This is a genomic window from Pseudomonas oplopanacis, from assembly GCF_057128725.1.
The window spans coordinates 367,547-386,976 of record NZ_JBSKHV010000001.1; the positions used below are offsets into that span (position 1 = coordinate 367,547).

The window sequence follows — 19,430 nt, forward strand, 5'->3', positions numbered from 1 at the left end:
CTCCTTCACAGCTGCGGGCCAGGATGTCGCCCGCTCACCGCGCTGAAGGACCAGACATGAATGACGCCACGCTCCCTGTGCGCTCTGCCCGCTCAGCCACCGCCGTGGGCGTTGTCGCCATATTCCTCTGGTCCTGCCTCGCGCTGCTGACCACCCTCACCCAAGGTATTCCGCCCTTTGAGCTGATGACGCTCGGTTTCGGCGTGGCCTTCGCGGCGAGCGTGGTGATTCTGGGGCGACGCGGCATCGCCGGCTTCAGCAGCTGGCGACAACCCTGGGCCGTGTGGGCGACCGGGTTCAGCGGGATATTCGTCTATCACGCGCTGTATTTTTTCGCCCTCAAAGCCGCCCCGGCAGCCGAGGCCAGCCTGATCAACTACCTCTGGCCACTGTTGCTGGTGTTGTTGTCGGCGTTCTCGGCCGGGGAAAAGCTGCACAAGCGACAGATGCTCGGCGCGCTGCTGGGGCTCGCCGGCACAGCGTTCATCATGCAGCAACACGCACCGGCGGCGGGTGCGGCGATGCCAGTGGCCGGATATCTCGCAGCGTTTGGCTGTGCGCTGATCTGGGCGGTTTATTCAGTGTTCAATCGACGTTTCAGCGAAGTGCCCAGCAACACCATCGGCGGTGTCTGCGGGCTGGTGGCCATCGGCGGGCTGATCTGCCATCTGCTGTTTGAAACCACGGTCTGGCCGGATGCCGGTCAATGGGCCGCCATCCTCTGCCTGGGCCTGGGACCGGTGGGCCTGGCGTTTTTGGCCTGGGACCACGCCACCAAGCACGGCAGTCTGGCGACGTTGGGGGCGCTGTCCTATCTGGCGCCGCTGATTTCCACGCTGCTGTTGATCACCGTGGGCGACAGTCAGGCCGGTCCGATCCTTATCGTGCCCGCGCTGTTGATCATCGGTGGCGCGGTGATTGCCACCACGCGAACCTCCGAGAAGGCCATCGCAACACGTTCGATAACGTCGAACGAGTAAAGCAATAACCTCGCACGTCAATCGAACGGGTTTCCCGCAACATCAACCTCAGTTCCAACCCACCCGACTGAGGCCTACACCATGAAATTCTTTTTCCACCCTTCGCCAAACCCGATGAAAGTTGCCCTGCTGCTTGAAGAGCTGCAAACGCCTTACGAGTTGATTGGCGTCGACACCTTCAAGGGCGAGCAACACCTGCCAGCCTTTTTGGCGATCAACCCGAATGCCAAGGTTCCAGCACTCGTCGACGGTGATGCCACCGTGTTCGACTCCCAGGCGATCCTGCTGCACCTGGCGCAAAAACATCAGCGTTTCCTGCCGACCACCGCTGCCGGTAATGCCGAACTGCTGTCGTGGCTGATGTTCATCGCCACCGGCCTGTCGCCGTTCTCGGGCCAAGCCGTGCACTTCCTGCACCACGCGCCGGAAGACCTGGCTTACGCGAAAAACCGTTACCTGAAAGAAGTGGAACGTCACTACCGCGTACTCGACCAGCGTCTGGCCGACCATCAATATCTGGCCGGCGACACCTACAGCATCGCCGACATGGCACTCTGGGGCTGGGCCAACTACGCGCCGTACATCCTCGGTGAGAACGGCCTGGCGGCGTACCCGAACGTCAAGCGCCTGTTCGACGAAATCAGCGCCCGCCCGGCCGCACAACGTGCCCACGGCTTGAAAGAGAAACTGGTGCTCAAGGCCGAGTTCGACGAAGAAACCCGTCGCAACCTGTTCCCGCAAAACCAGGCCTGACGGTCAAATCCAACTCCAAACCACAGCCATGCTGGAATGCTTCACAACGTCCATGGGATGATCGCCCTCAAAGCGCGATCATCCCTGGAGTTTTTTGCATGTCACTGTTGAGTAAAAAAGCCGTTGTCCTGTTGCTGACGGCGGTTGCCAGTCTGGGCGCGTTGAATGCACAGGCCGCCAAGGCCACGGCCACCGCGCCTTCGTCCTCGCAGAAAGTCTCGATGCTGGGCGGCAAGTTCACCTTCTCCCTGCCCAAGGGCTTTACCGCCAACACGCTGCCGGCCAGCCCGTCGGGCGCCAGCGGCACCATGTACACCAACGAGACCACCAAGACCGTGGTGATCGCCGCGGAAAACAACCTGCCGGCCGACGTTACCGTCAAAGACAACGACGGCGCGTTTCTCGACGGTACGGCCGCCGATTTCGAAGCCGCACAACGCAAGGCCCTGCCGGATTTCAACAAACTCAGCGAAAAAAGCCTGACGCAGAAAGCGTCAGGCCTGGGGCTGCGTCAAGTGGACAGCACCGCCACCCAGGGTGGCGGCATGACCCTCAACACCACGCTGATGGCGGCGTCGGGTAATCGCATGGCGGTGGTTCAGGTGATTTCCCGTCCGGGAGACATGGCTGCCCACGAAACGCTGATCAAACAAATCGTCAGCGGCAAGTAAGCCTCAAGGGTTGAGGTGCTGCAGCCAGGCGTTCAAATCGACAATCTCGGCCTCACTGATGTTGTGGCCGAGTCCTTCGTAGCCATGAAACTCAGGCTTGAGGGACAGGCTCTTCAACAGGGTGTCAGCATCTGTACCGTCCTTGTACGGCAGGCGGTTGTCCTCTTTGCCATGACCGATGAAGATCGCCAGCTTCTGGCGACTTTCATCCGGTTTGAGCGCGGATTTGAGCACCGGTAGAATCCGCCCGCTCAACGCCGCAATCCCGCCGACCGCCTCGGGGTGACGCAACGCCACTTCGTAAGACATGATCGCGCCCTGGCTAAACCCCACCAGGAACACCTTGTCCGGTTCGGTGTGATATTTCTTCGCCGCTTGGGCGATGAAATCCAGCAGCACCTGGCCGCTGGTCTTCAAGTCGCCAGTCTTGCCGTTATAGGCGCCCTCGCCCTTCTTGGTAAACCACTGGTAGCTGCCCTCTTCCAGGGTCATCGGCGCCCGCACCGACAGGTAGGTGTAAGTCTCGGGCAGATCATCCTTGATACCGAACAGGTCCTGCTCGTTGCTGCCGTAACCGTGGAGAAAAATCACCAGTGGCTGGTGTTGCGACTCAGGGTTGGCTTGTTCCAGGTACTTGAGGGGCAGATCGGTTTGCAGCGGGGTTTGAGCGTGGACCGCGGCGGATGCCAGCAGCGTCAGCATGGCGAGAAATTTCAACATTGGCCTTCCTTTACAGAAACAGGATTCGGGGGTGAGCCTAGCACTGTGGAACCTGCCGGGGGATTTTGGGTGTTGCTGATGCCGCCTTCGCGAGCAGGCTCGCTCCCACAGTAGAAATGCATTCCTTTGTGGGAGCGAGCCTGCTCGCGAAGAGGTCCTTGATGACAGTGAAGAGCCTCAGTCGTTGATCAACTTCCCAACCCGAATCGGCTCACGCCCCGCCACTTTCGCCTGCCACGTCCCCGGCTGCGTATACCGCCCGCGATCAATCGCAAACAACACGCCGCTGGTCCCGGCGCGCACGGTGGTCGCCCGGTCATTCAACGGGTCGACCACTTCAAACAGTGCATCGCCACGCTCCACCCACTCACCGGCATCGCGCAGGAAACTCACCACCCCGTGATGCGGCGCGAACAGGTACTCGGTGCCTTCGAACGGCATGCCTTCACAACATTCGCCCGGCGCCGCCGGCCAGGTGCCGTTGATAAAACCCTGTTCGGCCAGGAAGCCGAGGATGGCCTCGCAGTTGGCCTGCGCCTGATCCACCCGCGTGTCGCCCATGCTCCCCAACTCCAGCGTCGTCGCCAGGTTGGCCGGGGGAATAGCCGCCTCGGGAAATGCCCGCGCCAGACGCAACCACGGCGAAGAACAGGACTCATCGAACGAGCTGCCGCCGGAGTCTTCACACAACAACGCGACGCCCGCCTTCAGCCGCGCCGCCAGGGATTGCCACTGCGGCCAGTGCTGCGGCAAGGCATAAATATGAATCGCCGCGTCGAAATCGCAATGCAGATCGAGGGTGATGTCGGCATCGCACGCATGGCGCAACAGCAAACGGTGCATGGCTTCCAGTTGCGAGGCCGGTGCCGGCAAGCCATCGAGCACCTGGCCCATGGTCTGGCGAATCAGCGCGATGTTGGCCTGTGCATCGTCGCCCAATTGGTCCCCGATCAACGCGGCCACTGGTGCGCTGAGCTCGACAAACGAGCGGTTGAAATTCTTGCCGCTGCCCAATTCGAAGCGGCCCATGTGGCTGCCCTGCAGGTGCTGATCGAGGCCGATCGGGTTGGCCACCGGCACCAGTTCAATCACGCCTTGCAGTTGACCTTGGGTTTCGAGTTCGGCCAGGCGTTTCTTCAACTCCCACGCGGTGCGCATGCCCGGCAGTTCGTCCGCATGCAGGCTGGCCTGGATGTAGACCTTGCGCGTGCCCGCGCCGTAGCGAAATACGCTGAGGGTACGTTCGGTGCCCAGGTGGCTCCAGGGCAGTGAATGGTCGATGCGTTGCATGGATAAACTCCTGAAATCTGAACGGTGAAATATCTCCCACAGGGTTCTCTGTTGCTAGGGAATGCACAAAAAAAATGGCAACCGCGTCAACGGTTGCCACTTTTTTGAACGGCGTGATTACTCGCCGTAAACGTCAAACTTGAAGTACTTGTCCTGCACTTGCTTGTACTTGCCGTTGGCGCGGATCTCTGTGATCGCCGCGTTGAACTGCTCGGCCAGGGCGGTATCGCCTTTGCGCACGGCAATGCCGGCGCCGCCACCGAAGTACTTCGGATCGTTGTATTCAGGGCCAACGAAGGCGAACCCTTTACCTTCTTTGGTTTTCAAGAAGCCGTCGTCGAGGTTGACCGAGTCGGCCAGCAGCGCGTCAACGCGACCGGCGACCATGTCCAGGTTGGCTTCCTGCTGGGAACCGTAGCGAACCAGTTCGATTCCGGCCGGCACCAGCACTTCAGTGGCGAAGCGGTCGTGGGTACTGGCGCGCAGCACACCGACTTTCTTGCCTTTGAGATCGGTCAGCGGGTCCTTGACGTCGGTGCCTTCCTTCATCACGAAGCGCGCCGGCGTGTGGTAGTACTTGATGGTGAAATCGACGTTCTTCTTGCGGTCGTCAGTGATGGTCATGGACGACAGGATCGCGTCGATTTTCTTCACTTTCAGTGCCGGGATCAGACCGTCGAATTCCTGCTCGACCCACGTGCATTTGACTTTCATCTGCTCGCACAGCGCATCGCCGATGTCCACGTCGAAACCGGTCAGTTTGCCGTCGGGGGTTTTCATCGAGAATGGCGGGTAACCGGCTTCAATACCGATGCGGATCGGCTTGGCGTCTTCGGCCACAGCGGTCAGGGACAACATCGACAGTGCCAGGGCACCGAACATCACTAGCTTTTTCATTTATAACTCCCGTGTGCGGAGGCTTTTATTGGCAGCTTACGATTGGCTTTCGGCCGGTGAAAACCGAAGTGGCCGGCAGTCTAGAGTGGCTTCAAATGGGCAAATTGTGTTTAAGCGACAAATACTTACAGAAAAGTGGCTCACGTGATGGAGTCTCTTGAAGTGTGCGCCACGGCGGTGCACAGACTGTAGGACAAGTCCTTTTATCAGGCAAAACCTACACACAAATACGACAGGGAATCCTGATGCCAACATTGAACCTGATCCAGCACCACCCCGCCGAAGGGCCGGGTGCGATTGCTGACTGGGCCACGTCCCGAGGCCTGACGATAAACGTTTTTCGCGCCGACCTCGGCCAATTGCCGCCCGTGAGCGCGACACCGGTGATTGTGTTGGGTGGGCCTTATGAATCCAACGCCGGACCGGCCTGGCTGGAAGCCGAACGGCAGTGGCTTGCGGGCAGTCTGGATCAGGGCGCTCCGGTTTTTGCGATTTGCCTCGGGGCGCAGTTGCTGGCGTTGAGTCTGGGCGGACAGGTGCGGCGGATGGCTCAAACCGAAACCGGCTGGACTGAGGTGACGTTCGCCGATGGCCAGCGGTTGAAGGTGCTGGAGTGGCACGAAGACGCGATCGACCTGCCGCCGGGAGCGCAACTGCTCGCCAGCAGTGTGCAATGCGCACAGCAGATGTATCAGGTGGGGTCGACGCGGGTGGGGTTACAGTTCCATCCGGAGTGGAATGCCGAGTCGGTGGCGATGCTCAATGAGCACTTTGGTGAGGAATCGCCGTTGCCTCGGGGTGAACAGGACAGCCCCGCCTACACCGCCGTTTATGACTGGTTGCAGGCGACGCTGGATGGGTGGTGGGCGGCGTCCTCAACCCTTCGCTGAACGTCAGGATTCAAAGTGGTTCGAGGGGCTTTTTGTGGCGAGGGAGCTTGCTCCCGCTGGGGTGCGAAGCGGCCCCAAAACCGGTAACCGCAGTGCATCAGGCATACCGCGTTCTTTTTGATTACGACTGCTTCGCAGCCGAGCGGGAGCAAGCTCCCTCGCCACAGGTGTTCGGTGTTATTCCAATTTCAGCATTCGCAGCCAATGACGGCGCTCGCCGGACGCTGCACCACCACACTCAACTCAAACCCTTCATCCAGCCACCCCGTCACCCCGCCGATCATTTCCTTGACCGGGTAACCCAGCGCCGCGAGTTTCACGGCGGCCTTGTTGGCGCCATTGCAATGCGGGCCCGCGCAATACACCACGAATAAACTGCTTTTCGGGTAAGCCGCCAGGCCTTCAGCAGTCAGCAATCGCCCCGCAATGTTGATCGCGCCCGGCACATGGCCGCGCTCGAACGCCAGCGGACCACGCACGTCCACCAGCACAAAATCCACCTCGCCGGCCTGTTGGCTGCCGTGGACGTCGGAACAATCGGTCTCGAAGGTCAGACGGTTACTGAAATGCATCAGGGCAATGGCCGAAGGGGCGGCGGGAATTTCGCGAACCAGGCTGGTCATGGGCTGTACTCCGTAGTGTGTGGGTGTGAGAAGACTTTATCCGCCCGCCACTTGCCGCTACAGTGGCGCACAAGACACTCACCGGGAACTTTCCGCCAAATGCAGCCTAACCCTGGATTGGTCGCGATTCTGGCCTACGACGGCCTCTGTACTTTCGAATTCGGCATCGCCGTGGAGATCTTCGGCCTTGCGCGGCCGGAGTTCGACTTCCCGTGGTACGAACACCGGATTGTCGCCGTTGACCAGGGCCCGATGCGCGCCATGGGCGGCATTCAGGTGCTGGCCGATGGCGGCATGGAGCTGCTCGAAGACGCCCGGACCATCATTATTCCTGGCTGGCGCGACCGTAATGCGCCGGTGCCCGAACACCTGCTCGACGCCTTGCGCAAAGCCCATGCCCGAGGCGCACGATTGCTGTCGATTTGCTCCGGGGTGTTTGTGCTGGCGGCGACCGGTTTGCTCGACGGTCACAGCGCTACCACCCATTGGCGCTACACCAGTGAGCTGGCTGAACGTTTTCCGCACATTCTGGTGGACCCGCAGGTGTTGTATGTCGACTCCGGGCAATTGATTACCTCGGCCGGCAGCGCGGCGGGCATCGATGCCTGCCTGCACCTGGTGGCGCGGGATTTCGGCACGCAGGTGGCGAACTCGGTGGCGCGACGGCTGGTGATGTCGCCGCAACGCACCGGCGGCCAGGCGCAGTTTATTCCAACGCCGGTCAGCCCGACGCCACGCAGTGACGTGTCACGCGTCATGCAATGGGCGCGGGAGCGCTTGCACCAACCGCTGGAGGTTCGTGAACTGGCGAGTGAAGCGGCGATGAGTGAACGGACGTTTTTGCGCCGGTTTACCGAAGCCACCGGGATGCCGCCCAAAGCGTGGTTGCAGCATGAGCGATTGGCCCGGGCCCGAGAGTTGCTGGAGAGCACCGGGTACAACACCGATCAGATTGCCGAGCAGTGCGGGTATCGCTCGGTGGAGAGTTTTCGGGTGGCATTTCGGGGAGTGGTGGGTGTGCCGCCGTCGGTGTATCGGGAGCGGTTTGGGCGTGGGGTCATCGCTACTTTTTGAGCAGTATTTGAAGGCCCCTTCGCGAGCAGGCTCGCTCCCACACTGGATCTACGGTGCACCACCATCCACTGTGGGAGCGAGCCTGCTCGCGAAGGCATCAGCCCAAACACCACTGATCTCAACGCTTACGCAGCAAGTAGGTATCCATAATCCACCCATTCGCCAGCCGAGCAGCCTTGCGCACCCGCTCAATCTCATCCGCCACCTCTTGAAGCTTGCCGCTGATCAAAATCTCATCCGGCGTCCCCAAGTACGCCCCCCAGTAAATCTCGGTATCCGGATCGGCCACCTGACGGTAGGCATCCTGCGCATCCAGCATCACCACCACACTGTCCGCCTCACTCACCTGCCCCGCCGCCAACCGGCGCCCGGTGGTAATTTCAATCGAGCGACCAATGCGATTGAGCGGCACTTTATGGCGCGCCGCCAATGCCTGGACGCTGGTGATGCCGGGGATCACCTCAAACTCGAACACACAGCGACCCGTCGCCAGGATCGCCTGCAAAATGCGGATCGTGCTGTCGTACAACGCCGGGTCACCCCACACCAGGAAACCGGCGCACTGCTCGTCAGTCATTTCCTCGTTGATCAGCCGTTCGAAGGTCAATTGCTTGGCAAGATTGAGGTCTTCGACACTTGTCGTGTAGTCCACTTCACCGCGCTCACGCTCAGGGCTGTGGGCCTCGACGAAGCGATAGTCGTGATCGGTGATGTAGCGTTCGCAGATGTCGCGGCGCAGGTCGATCAGCGAGTCTTTGTCCTGGCCCTTGTCCATCAGAAAAAAAATATCAACGAGATTCAGCGCCTTCACGGCCTGCATCGTGATGTAGTCGGGATTGCCGGCCCCGATGCCGATGACCAACAGTTTTCTCATCACAGCACTCCTTGCGCATCAGTGCCGAGCAAGCGCAGGCGCCAGCGGCCGGTGAACCGCAACTCAATGGCTGACAACGGTTCAACGTCGATCTGGTTGAACGCCGCACCTTGTAATACGTGGGTCAGCGCAGCGCGTATGACAAACGGATGGGTGATCGCAACGACGTGCCCCGGTGTTGCCTCGAGGGTGTGCAGCCACTGCGCCACGCGCTGCCCCAGTTGCGCCACTGACTCACCGCCATGCGGGGCCGAGGTCGGGTCATCGAGCCAGGCCTGGAGCGCCTCGGGTTCTGACGTTTGCAGGTCATCAATGCGCACGCCCTGCCATTGTCCGAAGTCGCAATCGCTCAATGCGGCGACCACTTCAACCTCATCGCCAAACAATGTGGCCGTTTGCCGGGTGCGCAATTCCGGACCGCAGAGCAAACGCGGCGTCCCTTTGAACACGTGACGACGCGAACCCTTCGCCGATTGCCAATCCATTTCCAACAGTTCGTTCGTAGGAAAACGCGCCAATTTCTGTGCGACGGTTCGCGCGTGACAGATCAAGGTCAAACGGGTTGCTTGCACGGATGAACACCCTGTCGATGAAACGGATAACGGCGACGCGCCGACGGTATGTGCCTGATTGTGCCGCAAGAAGCCCGGTTCAGGGCGTTTCGTTTCAACCAGCCCACACCGCTTGCCCGCCTGATGAGGCAGTGTAATTCGGCAATCTCCGACATGGATTCTGGCGATTGCCTACAAGCGCTGTCGAATTCCATGTAGCTCCTTTAGCACGCGGTTTACGCCCTGTTTTCGGGCTCAAAAAAGGCGTGGAAAAATTCACTAGACTTGTAGGCTCGGCTACATAAATACTGCTTTCGCAATTTGAAATGAAACCGACACCGCCATCCAGCAGGAGCCCGGATGCCCACCTTCAGAGACCTGATCACCGACGCCGGCCTGGAGCTGACGTCGTCGGAACGCAAGGTCACACGCGCCTTGCTGGCCCCGTACCGGCGTAACGAGCTCGTCCCTCCCTTGCAACCACGTACCCACCTGCAACATGTCCATCTGCGCTGGCCCCGCCTGATTACGCGCCCTCCCTGCGCCATAGCCTTGGGACTGGTCTACTTCTTTTTGTTCAACAAAACCGGCCCCCGTACGGTGCTGTCCGAGCCGGGCAACGGCTGAAAATAATAAGGGCGGCGTCTGACAAAAAATCAGGCGATCGCTGCTTTAACGCGTGGAAACCGACAGTGATAGTCAGGTTCGGAACACATCGCCGAACCCTTTGATACAGGAGTACATCCATGCTGGTCTTACGCCCAGTCGAGTTAACCGACCTGCCCCAGTTGCAACAACTGGCGCGCGACAGTCTGGTGGGCGTCACGTCGTTGCCGGACGACACCGAACGCCTGCGCCTGAGGATTATCGAATCCTGCGCCTCATTCGAAAAAGACGTCGAGGCACAGGGCCCGGAAAATTACTTCTTCGTGCTGGAGGACCTGACGGTCGAGCGCCTGGTGGGGTGTTCGGAGCTTCTGGCCACCGCCGGGTTCAACGAGCCGTTCTACAGTTTGCGCAACCGTAATTTCACCAGCGCTTCCCGGGAACTGAACATCGAGCATGGCGTGCCGGCGCTGTCGTTGTGCCAGGACCTCAACGGGCACACCTTGCTGCGCGGCTTTCACATTGATAGCCCGCTGGTACGCACGGCATTTTCGGAGCTGCTGTCACGGGCACGGCTGTTGTTCATCGCCGCTCATCCACAGCGCTTTGCCGACGCGGTGATCACCGAAATCGTCGGCTACAGCAGCGATGAGGGGCAATCGCCGTTCTGGGATGCGGTGGGCAAACACTTTTTCGACCTGCCGTATACCGAGGCTGAACGGCTGTGTGGTCTGGAAACCCGGACCTTCCTCGCCGAACTGATGCCTCAGTACCCGATTTACGTGCCGATGCTGCCCCAGGCGGCACAGGACTGCATTGGCCGGATTCACCCGGATGGCCAGGAGGCGTTCGATATTCTTGAGCGCGAAGGCTTTGAAACCAACAGCTACATCGACCTGTTCGACGGTGGCCCGACCCTGTATGCGCGCACCTCGAAGGTGCTCTCCATCGCCCAAAGCCAGACAGGCACGGTGCAACTTCGCTCATCCATCGATGCACGCGGTCGCTACCTGGTGAGCAACGATGCGCTCGAAGGCTATCGCGCGATCGTCGTCGAACTGGATGTTGTCACCGGGCAACCGGTGGGGTTGAGCGCCGAGATGTGCCAGGCCCTGAACGTGACCGATGGCAGCCCGATCCGGCTGATCGCCTTGTGAGCATCACCCGGCCCCGTGCCCAACGACAGCGCCCGAACTGGCGCGAAGAAGGAGCTGCATCATGATTGTCCGCCCGGTTCGCGTCACCGACCTGCCCGCCTTGATGGATCTGGTGCAACAGGCCGGCCCCGGGTTCACCACCCTGCCGGCCAACGAGGATCGCCTGGCACACCGGGTGCGCTGGGCCCAGCGGACATTCGCCGAACAGGTCGAACGTGCAGATGCCGATTACCTGTTTGTGCTGGAAGATGACGATCAGCAAGTGGTCGGCGTCAGTGCAATGGCCGGCGCCGTGGGCCTGCGTGAACCCTGGTACAACTATCGGGTGGGGCTGACGGTCAGCGCTTCGCCGGACCTTGGGATTGCGCGGCAGATTCCGACCTTGTTCCTGAACAACGAAATGACCGGCCAATCGGAGCTGTGCTCGCTGTTCCTGCGCCACGATCAACGCCAGGGTACGAACGGCCGGTTGTTGTCGCTGGGACGGTTGCTGTTCGTTGCCGAGTTCCCGCAATTGTTCGGCGACAAGCTCATCGCCGAACTGCGTGGCAGCGCCGACGAGCACGGCTGTTCACCGTTCTGGGACAGCCTGGGCCGGCACTTTTTCAAAATGGAATTCAGCCACGCCGACCACCTGTCGGGGCTGGGCAACAAATCGTTCATTGCCGAACTGATGCCGCGCCAACCGCTCTACACCTGCCTGCTGACTGAGCAGGCCCAGGCGGTGATCGGCAAAGCTCACCCGAACACCGAACCGGCGATGAAAATCCTCAATGCCGAGGGTTTTGCCCACCAGGGCTATATCGACATCTTCGACGCCGGGCCGGTAATTGAAGCGCCGGTGGCGAAAATCCGCACCGTGCGCGATAGCCAGGCGCTGGTACTGACGATTGGTACACCCGACGAACAGGCCCCGGTGTGGCTGATCCACAACCGCCGACTGGAGAACTGCCGCATCACCGTCGCCAAGGCGCGCATGGTCGGCAACAGCCTGGTAGTCGACCGCCTCACCGCCAAACGCCTGCAACTGCAACCCGGCAACTCCGTGCGGGCGGTGCCTTTGTTGAAGCAACAGCAGCAGGCGGTGGCTGCCTGATCGCCCGACACCTGTGGCGAGCCCCCTCGCCACAGGGCACATCGTCCGGCCAGTACAAATTCGTCATCATCTTCCCCTCGTCCGCGTGATAGCCTTTTGTTCCTTCGGCGTTGACACTTTTGCTCAAGCCCTTCCATTCCAATTGCAGTGGTGGAACTCGTATGTCCAGGCTTTCCCATCAAGATTTGCGCCGTAACTTTCGCGAACTGTTCGCTTCCAACACCTGCTACCACACGGCCTCGGTCTTCGACCCGATGTCGGCCCGCATTGCCGCTGACCTGGGTTTTGAAGTGGGGATTCTGGGCGGCTCCGTCGCATCGTTGCAGGTGCTGGGCGCCCCCGACTTTGCGTTGATCACCCTCAGCGAGTTTGCCGAACAGGCCACCCGCATTGGCCGTGTGGCGCAATTACCGGTCATCGCCGACGCCGACCATGGCTACGGCAACGCGCTCAACGTGATGCGCACCATCGTCGAACTCGAACGCGCCGGCATCGCTGCGCTGACCATCGAAGACACCTTGCTGCCGGCACAATTCGGCCGTAAATCCACCGACCTGATCGGGGTCGCGGAAGGCGTCGGCAAGATCCGCGCCGCGCTGGAAGCCCGGGTCGATTCGGAAATGGCGATCATTGCCCGCACCAATGCCGGCATCCTGCCTATCCAGGAAATCATCAGCCGCACCCAGCAATACCAAGCCGCCGGGGCGGACGGTATCTGCATGGTGGGCGTGCAAGACTTTGATCAACTGGAAAAAATCGCCGAACACCTGAGCGTGCCGCTGATGCTGGTCACCTACGGCAACCCGGCGCTGCGCGACGACAAACGCCTGGCCGAACTGGGCGTGCGCGTGACCATTGATGGGCATGGCGCTTACTTCGCGGCGATCAAGGCGACGTACGACAGCTTGCGCGAGCAACGGCAGATCTTTACCCAGGCGTCAGACTTGAGCGCTACGGAGCTGACGCATACGTACACGCAGCCTGAGGATTACATTCGTTGGGCGGAAGAGTTTATGCGTGTGAAGGAGTGATGGTTTAACCCGTTTAGCTGGATTGCCTGTTATGGCCCCTTCGCGAGCAAGCCCGCTCCCACATTTAATATCCAGTGAACACAGCATCTGTGCATGACAGCGATTCAATGTGGGAGCGGGCGTGCTCGCGAAGGGGCCGGTTGCAACACCGCTAAATTGCAGCCTTGAACCCTTCCTCCCGCTGCAACGCCCGCGCCCGGATCACATCCAGAATCGCGCACCCTTCCCGCATCAGCAGATGCACGGCCCCGGTCACACGCGTCAGATCACAGTCTGAAATACCTTTGAGGCCAAGGCTGGACAAGGTGTCCGCCAGATCACGAACCACGGTAAAGCGATGCGCCGCGCAGGCTGCGAGGTCGCTGAGTTCTTTGTGGGTATTGATGAAGAGCACCGGATCTTCGGCGTCGTAGGTGTCGATGGGGAGATAACGGGGCATAACTTGGTCGTGCATTGTTGTAACTCCTGTAATTTGAGCAACCACCGTTTCGCGGCCAAACGAAGGTGGCAGCCGTACGCGGGTTGGCCGACCGGGTACAGGAACCGGCACACCCGAAGGTGTCCCACGCACAGCCGCCATAACACGATGTGTCAGGCGTTTATCGCCTGAAAGGTGTTTGGTAGCTGGACGTTCCTGTATCCGACCGACCAAGGTCGTTCGCGGTAATTTCCGCGAGCCCGAACTATAGGGGTCGATACCGAAACGCGGCAACAGGGTACGTTGTAGGAAACGTCTTGGAAAGTTGTGCGCCACATGATGATCGTTGCCCGACGATGGGCGGAGCGCTATTTCACCGACACCCAAAAACCCTTGTGGCGAGGGAGCTTGCTCCCGCTGGGCCGCGAAGCGGCCCCAAAGAATGGGCCTGCTGCGCAGTCCAGCGGGAGCAAGCTCCCTCGCCACAGGGGGGAAACGGTGCGGCTTACTGCTTGGTCAACTCCATAATCATCCGCGACAACAAGTAGATCCTCGGCGCCACGCTTTCTACCTCTGCGTACTCTTCAGGCGTATGGATATTGCCGCCGACAATCCCGAACCCATCCAGCGTCGGCGTGCCCACACCGGCCGAGAGACTGGCATCCGCCGCCCCGCCGCTGCCTTCCTCGGTCAACTTGCGGCCAATTTCGCCGTAAATTCCCTGCGCCATGGCCATCAACCGATCGGACTCCGCCGTCTGCGGCATCGGCGGTAACCCGCGCTGAAGGGTGGTGTTGACTTCGGTATCCGCAATCAACTTGTCCTTGGAAACCCGCGCCAGGTCCTTCTCGATCCGGTCGAATTCTTCCGGCACCGCGGCCCGCACGTCAGCCTTGGCCGTGGCCTGGTCCGGGATCACGTTGGTGCGGTCGCCCGCCTTGAGCACGGTGAAATTGATGGTGGTTTTCTTCTCTTCATCGCCCAGCTTGCCGAGTTGCAGAATCTGATGCGCGACTTCCATGGCCGCGTTGCGTCCCAGTTCCGGCGCGACACCGGCGTGAGCGGCTTTGCCTTTGACTTCCACCACCGCCGTGGCGCTGCCTTTGCGCCACACCACCAAACCATCCGCCGGACGACCCGGTTCGAGGTTGAGGGTCACGTCGTGGGCCTTGGCGGTTTTCTTGATCAGATCAGTAGCGACGTCGGAGCCGGTTTCTTCACTGGCGTCGAGCAGGAACGTGATCTGCGCGTAGTCCTTGAAGTTGAGGTTCTTCAGCACTTTCAGCGCATAGATCCCGGCGACGATGCCGCCCTTGTCATCCATCACGCCCGGCCCATAGGCGCGGCCGTCCTTGATGTGGAACGGACGCTCGGCAGCCGAGCCTTCCTTGAACACGGTGTCCATGTGCGCCATCAGCAGGATTTTCGCCTTGCCGGTGCCTTTCAGCGTCGCGATCACGTGGCTGCTTTTATCGGGTGTATTGGGCACCAACTCGATGGTGGCACCGAGCTTTTTCAGCTCGTCGATGGCGATATCACGCACTTGCGTCAGGCCGGGCTCATAGCCGGAACCGGAGTCGATGTTGACCAGCCGTTCCAGCAGCTTCAGGGCTTCACCCTTATATTGCTCGGAATCGGCGAGGACTTGTTTGTGCGGTTCGGCGAAGGCTGCAGGAGCGAAGGCGCCGAGGGCGATGGTCAGACTGGAGACCAGCAGGGAGCGAGGGAGATTGAGCGTCATGAATCGGTCCTTGTTTCGTGTCGGAGTCAAAAACACCCTACCTGACAACGACCCAAGGCTCTAGACCGAATGCGACACACACGAACCCGTGGCCGAAGATTACTGGGGGGATTGCTCTCACATTGGATCTGGGTGAACACACAGATCCATGCACCCGCGATCAACTGTGGGAGCGAGCCTGCTCGCGAAAGGGCCGTCACATTCAAGATGTATATCGCCTGATACACCGCTTTCGCGAGCAGGCTCGCTCCCACAGGGGGATTGGTCGTGAAGGGTCAGACGGGGTCGAGCAGTTCGCGATACGGCTTGTCATTGGTGCGGCAGATCACACGATTACGGCCCGTGGTCTTGGCTTCATACAACGCCTGATCCGCATCGTTGAGCCATAAAGTCGCATCGGTATGCGCCGTACTGAAAGCCGCCAAACCAATACTCAAACTGACTTTCAACGCCGGGTTCTGCTCGTAACCCAACGTGGCAAAGCGGTCGCGCAGGGCTTCCATCGTCGCGGCGGCGCTGTTCAGCGGCATGTCCGGCAGGATCACGCAGAACTCGTCGCCGCCATAACGCCCGGCGACATCGGCGACGCGCAGGTTCTGCTTGAGCATTTTGCTCAACTGGCGCAACACGATGTCTCCGGCGACGTGGCCGTAGGTGTCATTGATTGCTTTGAAATGGTCGATGTCGATCAGCGCAATCGCCCCGCCCTGCTGCAGGCGTTGGCAGCGCTGGAACTCGACTTCAAGTTGATCCTTCCAGGCGCCATGGTTCAGCAGGCCGGTCAGGCTGTCGGTACGGCTCAGGGCCAGCAACTCGCGCTTTTGCAGACCCAGGGTGGTGGCCTGACGGAAACAGATCCAGCCCAGCGCCATGGGATACAGGATCAGCAGGGGCATGCAGGCGAACATCTGCAACGGCGTTGTCGAAGGAATGAAAGCCGGGATAAACGCCAGCCACCCCACCCCCATCCCGAGGATCTGCGCGACGGTGCCCACCAACAGGAATCGCATGCCGCCGATGGCGACATTGTTCATCGCCATCATCGACAGCGTTGCAACGCTGGGCAGTGGATTGAATTGCATGGCCGCCACCCAGAAACCGCCGAGAAAGGCGTCGACCAGGATGTTGCGGTGCTCGGCGTGAAACGGCACCTTGGCCCGACGCGCCCACTGATAGGCAACGTGCGGCCACAACACGCCGTTGAACAGCATCAGCCCCCACACCCACGGAGCAGGGTCGAGTGGATACATCGCCGCGCTCACACACAACAATCCCAAGGCCAGGCCCAGGGTTCGCGATGTATAAAGTCTCCTGGCTAATGAAAGTCCTTTCCCCGCTTTTGCCATAGGGCCTCTGCGCCACTGAACGGAACCTGATAACACCGGGCTTGCAGGTGCGTTTGAAGTCTATCAGGGCGACGTTAAATAGCCATCACCGGTGAGCGGTCTGAATACCGGGGTATTGCCACGAGGCGAGTCCTCAATGTTTGGCTATACATGAAGGGAGGGTTCAATCAATAACTCTAAAAAAGGAGACCCATGCAGACTTTTCAGGTGTTGATCATTGGCAGCGGTTTTGGCGGTCAGTGCGCGGCGATCAATTTGCTCAAGGCCGGCATCGACGATTTTCGCTTGCTGGAGCGGCGGGACTTTTTTGGCGGCACCTGGTGCCAGAACACCTACCCCGGCGCTGCAGTGGATGTGCCCTCGCCCCTTTATTCGCTGTCCTTTGCGCCCTATCGCTGGACGCAAATGTTCGCCGAACAGGCGGAGCTGCACCGCTACACCCAGCACGTGGTGGAACACTTCGGCCTGCGCGACAAGGTCGAACTGCAAGCCAATGTCGAAGGCATCGAATGGGATGACACCAACAAACGCTGGGCCGTGCACACCGGCAGCAAAGGCACGTTTTACGCGCAGTTTCTGATTAACGCGACAGGGCCGTTGAGCCAACCGGTCGTCCCGCACTTTGAAGGCGTGGAACGCTTTCAGGGCAAGACCTTTCACACCAACAACTGGGACCATTCCTACGATTACCGGCAAAAACGCGTGGCCGTCGTCGGCAGCGGTGCCAGCGCCGCGCAGGTCATTCCCGCGATTGCCCCTGATGTCGCGCAGCTGCATGTGTTCCAGCGCACGCCGCACTGGGTATTGCCGAGGGCTGACCGCGCGTTTGGCCCTTTCCAGCGATGGCTGCTGGGCCTGAAACCGGCCTACAAACTGCTGCGCTGGATGATCTACTGGCAGTTCGAAACCCGGGTAATTGCCTTCAAATACTCGAAACCGGCGATCCGCCTGGTTCAGCAGCAGGCCCTGCGCTTCCTCAAGCGCCAGGTGCCGGACCCCGAATTACGCCGAAAACTGACACCGGACTTCACCATCGGCTGCAAACGCGTGCTGGTCTCCAGCACCTACTACCCGGCGCTGAGCCGCCCGAACGTGACGTTGCACAGTCGCGAACAGGGCATCGCTTGCATTGATGAAACCGGCATCGTCACTCAGGACGGCCAGCACATCGACCTCGACCTGATCGTCTGGTCCACCGGTTACGACGCCACCGACGGGGTGATTTCCTACCCCGTCACCGGCAAACACGGCACCCGGCTCAAAGATGTCTGGGCGCAGTACCCGCGGGCCTACCTCGGCACCAGCCTGCCGGACTTCCCGAACCTGTTTATCGTCACCGGGCCCAACACCGGCATTGGCCACACCTCGGCGCTGTTTATCATCGAATCGCAGATGAATTACATCCTCGACTGCATCCGTACGTTAAAAGCGCAGGGTTTACGCAGCATTGAAGTACGCCCCGAAGCGGAACGTACCTACACTGAAATGATCCACAGGGAAATGGAGCGCACCGTTTGGAAGTCTGGAGGCTGTCACAGCTGGTATCAAAGCAAGAGCGGTCATGTGATCGCCATGTTTCCGGGGTTTAGTTTCAGCTATCACCGATTGACCCGGGCCTTGAAACCCGCTGACCACATCTTGTCCTGATCACGTTTAAGGAAGTCATCCGATGCTTCTATTGGTCGTCATTATCGCGGTTATCGTGGCCTGGAGCTGGTTGAGCTACCCGACCATCGGTTATTGGCTGTACGACTGGAACATGGCGATCGAGGCCAAGCTGTATCGGCTGCACAAGATCGTCGTGCCGATCAACGAAATGACCGTCTCTACCTGGCAAGGCGGGCCCTATGAGGCGTCCAGCAGTGTGCTGATGCTGCACGGCTACAGCGCCGACAAAAACCTGTGGCTGCGCTTCGCCCGGCACTTTGTCGGCACGCATCGGGTAATCATTCCAGACATTGCCGGCCATGGCGAAACCGGCTTCAAGGCCGGTGGGGGCTATGACATTCCTTTGCAGGCCAAGCGGATGATCCAGCTGCTCGACGTCTGCGGGGTCGAGAAGGTGCATGTGATCGGCAACTCGATGGGCGGCTACATCGCGGCGTGGCTGGCGGCCACCTACCCCGACCGGATCGCCTCTGTGGCGCTGATTGACCCGGCCGGGGTCACCGCGCCGGAGGCCAGTGATCTGGAGCGGCACCTGGCCAAGGGGCACAACCCTTTTCTGATTCACTCGCGCGAAGAGTTTCGGCGCTTCTACGCCATGACCATGGCCGAACCGCCATGGGTGCCCGGCGTGGTGCTGGACGCCGTCGCCCAGCGCTACGAGCAAAGCCGTGATGAACTGGAAGAAATCTTCAACGACTTCCGCGCCAGCCCGCCAATGGAACCCAAACTGGCCGACATCAAATGCCCGGCGCTGTTGCTGTGGGGGCACAAGGACCGTTTGATCGACGTCAGCAGCGTGGCCGTATGGAGCAAAGGCATCGTCGATCTGCGGGTGCATATCTGGGACCACATCGGGCACATGCCGATGGTCGAACAGCCGGCCAATACCGCCCGACTGTATCGCGAATTCCTGGGATCGCTGCGCACCGAAAGCCGCTCGCACCTGTAACCACCGGGGATGCAGTCCTGGGGAGAATGAAGTTCGTAAGATTCTTCGTTTGTCGGCGCCGCTGAAGGCTGCGATCTTTTCGCACATCCTTTACG

General features: G+C 60.3%; 20 protein-coding genes. 11 read left to right on the forward strand and 9 right to left on the reverse strand.

From position 1 onward, the window contains the following. Window positions 1–56 precede the first annotated feature (56 nt). The 3 genes from yddG to ACWKV5_RS01805 all read left to right on the forward strand — a co-directional run bounded on the left by yddG (window position 57) and on the right by ACWKV5_RS01805 (window position 2,404). Window positions 57–980: an aromatic amino acid exporter YddG gene (gene yddG, locus ACWKV5_RS01795; RefSeq protein WP_483839898.1), complete on the forward strand. Its 924-nt coding sequence runs from the start codon at window positions 57–59 to the stop codon at window positions 978–980. Between the two features lie 81 nt (window positions 981–1,061). Beyond that, entirely contained in the window at window positions 1,062–1,733 is a 672-nt protein-coding gene (locus tag ACWKV5_RS01800) for a glutathione S-transferase family protein (protein WP_483839899.1), read from the forward strand. Between the two features lie 98 nt (window positions 1,734–1,831). Further along, window positions 1,832–2,404 carry a DcrB/PsbP domain-containing protein gene (locus ACWKV5_RS01805; RefSeq protein WP_483839900.1) on the forward strand — a complete coding sequence of 191 codons (573 nt, stop codon included), beginning with the start codon at window positions 1,832–1,834 and terminating at the stop codon, window positions 2,402–2,404. A 3-nt stretch (window positions 2,405–2,407) separates the two neighbouring features. On the opposite strand, the gene ACWKV5_RS01810 is transcribed toward ACWKV5_RS01805, so the two are convergent. The 3 genes from ACWKV5_RS01810 to ACWKV5_RS01820 all read right to left on the reverse strand — a co-directional run bounded on the left by ACWKV5_RS01810 (window position 2,408) and on the right by ACWKV5_RS01820 (window position 5,311). Continuing rightward, window positions 2,408–3,124, reverse strand: a complete 717-nt coding sequence (locus ACWKV5_RS01810) for an alpha/beta hydrolase (RefSeq protein WP_483839901.1) — start codon at window positions 3,122–3,124, stop codon at window positions 2,408–2,410. Between the two features lie 177 nt (window positions 3,125–3,301). Beyond that, on the reverse strand, window positions 3,302–4,414 hold the full coding sequence (locus ACWKV5_RS01815) for a succinylglutamate desuccinylase/aspartoacylase family protein (RefSeq protein ID WP_483839902.1): 1,113 nt from the start codon (window positions 4,412–4,414) through the stop codon (window positions 3,302–3,304). Between the two features lie 117 nt (window positions 4,415–4,531). Beyond that, on the reverse strand, window positions 4,532–5,311 hold the full coding sequence (locus tag ACWKV5_RS01820) for an ABC transporter substrate-binding protein (protein WP_483839903.1): 780 nt from the start codon (window positions 5,309–5,311) through the stop codon (window positions 4,532–4,534). A gap of 245 nt (window positions 5,312–5,556) precedes the next feature. On the opposite strand from ACWKV5_RS01820, the gene ACWKV5_RS01825 reads away from it, so the two are divergent. Continuing rightward, window positions 5,557–6,201 carry a type 1 glutamine amidotransferase gene (locus ACWKV5_RS01825; protein ID WP_483839904.1) on the forward strand — a complete coding sequence of 215 codons (645 nt, stop codon included), beginning with the start codon at window positions 5,557–5,559 and terminating at the stop codon, window positions 6,199–6,201. Between the two features lie 188 nt (window positions 6,202–6,389). Here the strand turns inward: ACWKV5_RS01825 and ACWKV5_RS01830 are convergent, their stop codons facing one another. Next, window positions 6,390–6,824: a rhodanese-like domain-containing protein gene (locus ACWKV5_RS01830; protein ID WP_483839905.1), complete on the reverse strand. Its 435-nt coding sequence runs from the start codon at window positions 6,822–6,824 to the stop codon at window positions 6,390–6,392. A 99-nt stretch (window positions 6,825–6,923) separates the two neighbouring features. Here ACWKV5_RS01830 and ftrA point away from each other — a divergent pair, with 99 nt between their 5' ends. Then, entirely contained in the window at window positions 6,924–7,898 is a 975-nt protein-coding gene (ftrA, locus tag ACWKV5_RS01835; protein WP_483839906.1) for a transcriptional regulator FtrA, read from the forward strand. Window positions 7,899–8,016: 118 nt separating this feature from the next. On the opposite strand, the gene cobF is transcribed toward ftrA, so the two are convergent. Continuing rightward, complete coding sequence (cobF, locus tag ACWKV5_RS01840) at window positions 8,017–8,772, reverse strand: precorrin-6A synthase (deacetylating) (RefSeq protein ID WP_483839907.1); 756 nt, start codon at window positions 8,770–8,772, stop codon at window positions 8,017–8,019. Beyond that, window positions 8,772–9,344, reverse strand: coding sequence for a histidine phosphatase family protein (locus ACWKV5_RS01845; protein ID WP_483839908.1), 573 nt, complete (start codon window positions 9,342–9,344; stop codon window positions 8,772–8,774). The genes cobF and ACWKV5_RS01845 overlap by 1 nt, the downstream gene beginning before the upstream one ends. A 339-nt stretch (window positions 9,345–9,683) precedes the next feature. Here ACWKV5_RS01845 and ACWKV5_RS01850 point away from each other — a divergent pair, with 339 nt between their 5' ends. The 4 genes from ACWKV5_RS01850 (at window position 9,684) to ACWKV5_RS01865 (ending at window position 13,213) form a co-directional block, all read left to right on the forward strand. Then, entirely contained in the window at window positions 9,684–9,950 is a 267-nt protein-coding gene (locus ACWKV5_RS01850) for a hypothetical protein (protein ID WP_483839909.1), read from the forward strand. A gap of 119 nt (window positions 9,951–10,069) precedes the next feature. After that, window positions 10,070–11,086, forward strand: a complete 1,017-nt coding sequence (locus ACWKV5_RS01855; RefSeq protein WP_483839910.1) for an arginine N-succinyltransferase — start codon at window positions 10,070–10,072, stop codon at window positions 11,084–11,086. Between the two features lie 61 nt (window positions 11,087–11,147). Then, complete coding sequence (astA, locus tag ACWKV5_RS01860; protein ID WP_483839911.1) at window positions 11,148–12,182, forward strand: arginine N-succinyltransferase; 1,035 nt, start codon at window positions 11,148–11,150, stop codon at window positions 12,180–12,182. 161 nt (window positions 12,183–12,343) lie between these two features. Further along, entirely contained in the window at window positions 12,344–13,213 is an 870-nt protein-coding gene (locus ACWKV5_RS01865; RefSeq protein ID WP_027925208.1) for an isocitrate lyase/PEP mutase family protein, read from the forward strand. Between the two features lie 151 nt (window positions 13,214–13,364). Here ACWKV5_RS01865 and ACWKV5_RS01870 read toward each other — a convergent pair whose 3' ends face one another. The 3 genes from ACWKV5_RS01870 to ACWKV5_RS01880 all read right to left on the reverse strand — a co-directional run bounded on the left by ACWKV5_RS01870 (window position 13,365) and on the right by ACWKV5_RS01880 (window position 16,718). After that, window positions 13,365–13,667 (reverse strand): hypothetical protein, encoded by a 303-nt coding sequence (locus ACWKV5_RS01870; RefSeq protein ID WP_483839912.1) that lies wholly within the window; start codon window positions 13,665–13,667, stop codon window positions 13,365–13,367. A gap of 469 nt (window positions 13,668–14,136) precedes the next feature. Then, window positions 14,137–15,372, reverse strand: a complete 1,236-nt coding sequence (locus tag ACWKV5_RS01875) for a M20/M25/M40 family metallo-hydrolase (RefSeq protein ID WP_483839913.1) — start codon at window positions 15,370–15,372, stop codon at window positions 14,137–14,139. Between the two features lie 275 nt (window positions 15,373–15,647). After that, window positions 15,648–16,718 (reverse strand): diguanylate cyclase, encoded by a 1,071-nt coding sequence (locus tag ACWKV5_RS01880; protein WP_483839914.1) that lies wholly within the window; start codon window positions 16,716–16,718, stop codon window positions 15,648–15,650. Between the two features lie 192 nt (window positions 16,719–16,910). Here ACWKV5_RS01880 and ACWKV5_RS01885 point away from each other — a divergent pair, with 192 nt between their 5' ends. Together ACWKV5_RS01885 and ACWKV5_RS01890 are read left to right on the forward strand one after the other, a co-directional pair. Next, window positions 16,911–18,365 (forward strand): flavin-containing monooxygenase, encoded by a 1,455-nt coding sequence (locus ACWKV5_RS01885; protein WP_483839915.1) that lies wholly within the window; start codon window positions 16,911–16,913, stop codon window positions 18,363–18,365. A gap of 22 nt (window positions 18,366–18,387) precedes the next feature. Further along, window positions 18,388–19,335 carry an alpha/beta fold hydrolase gene (locus tag ACWKV5_RS01890; RefSeq protein ID WP_123434594.1) on the forward strand — a complete coding sequence of 316 codons (948 nt, stop codon included), beginning with the start codon at window positions 18,388–18,390 and terminating at the stop codon, window positions 19,333–19,335. The last annotated feature ends 95 nt before the right edge of the window (window positions 19,336–19,430 follow it).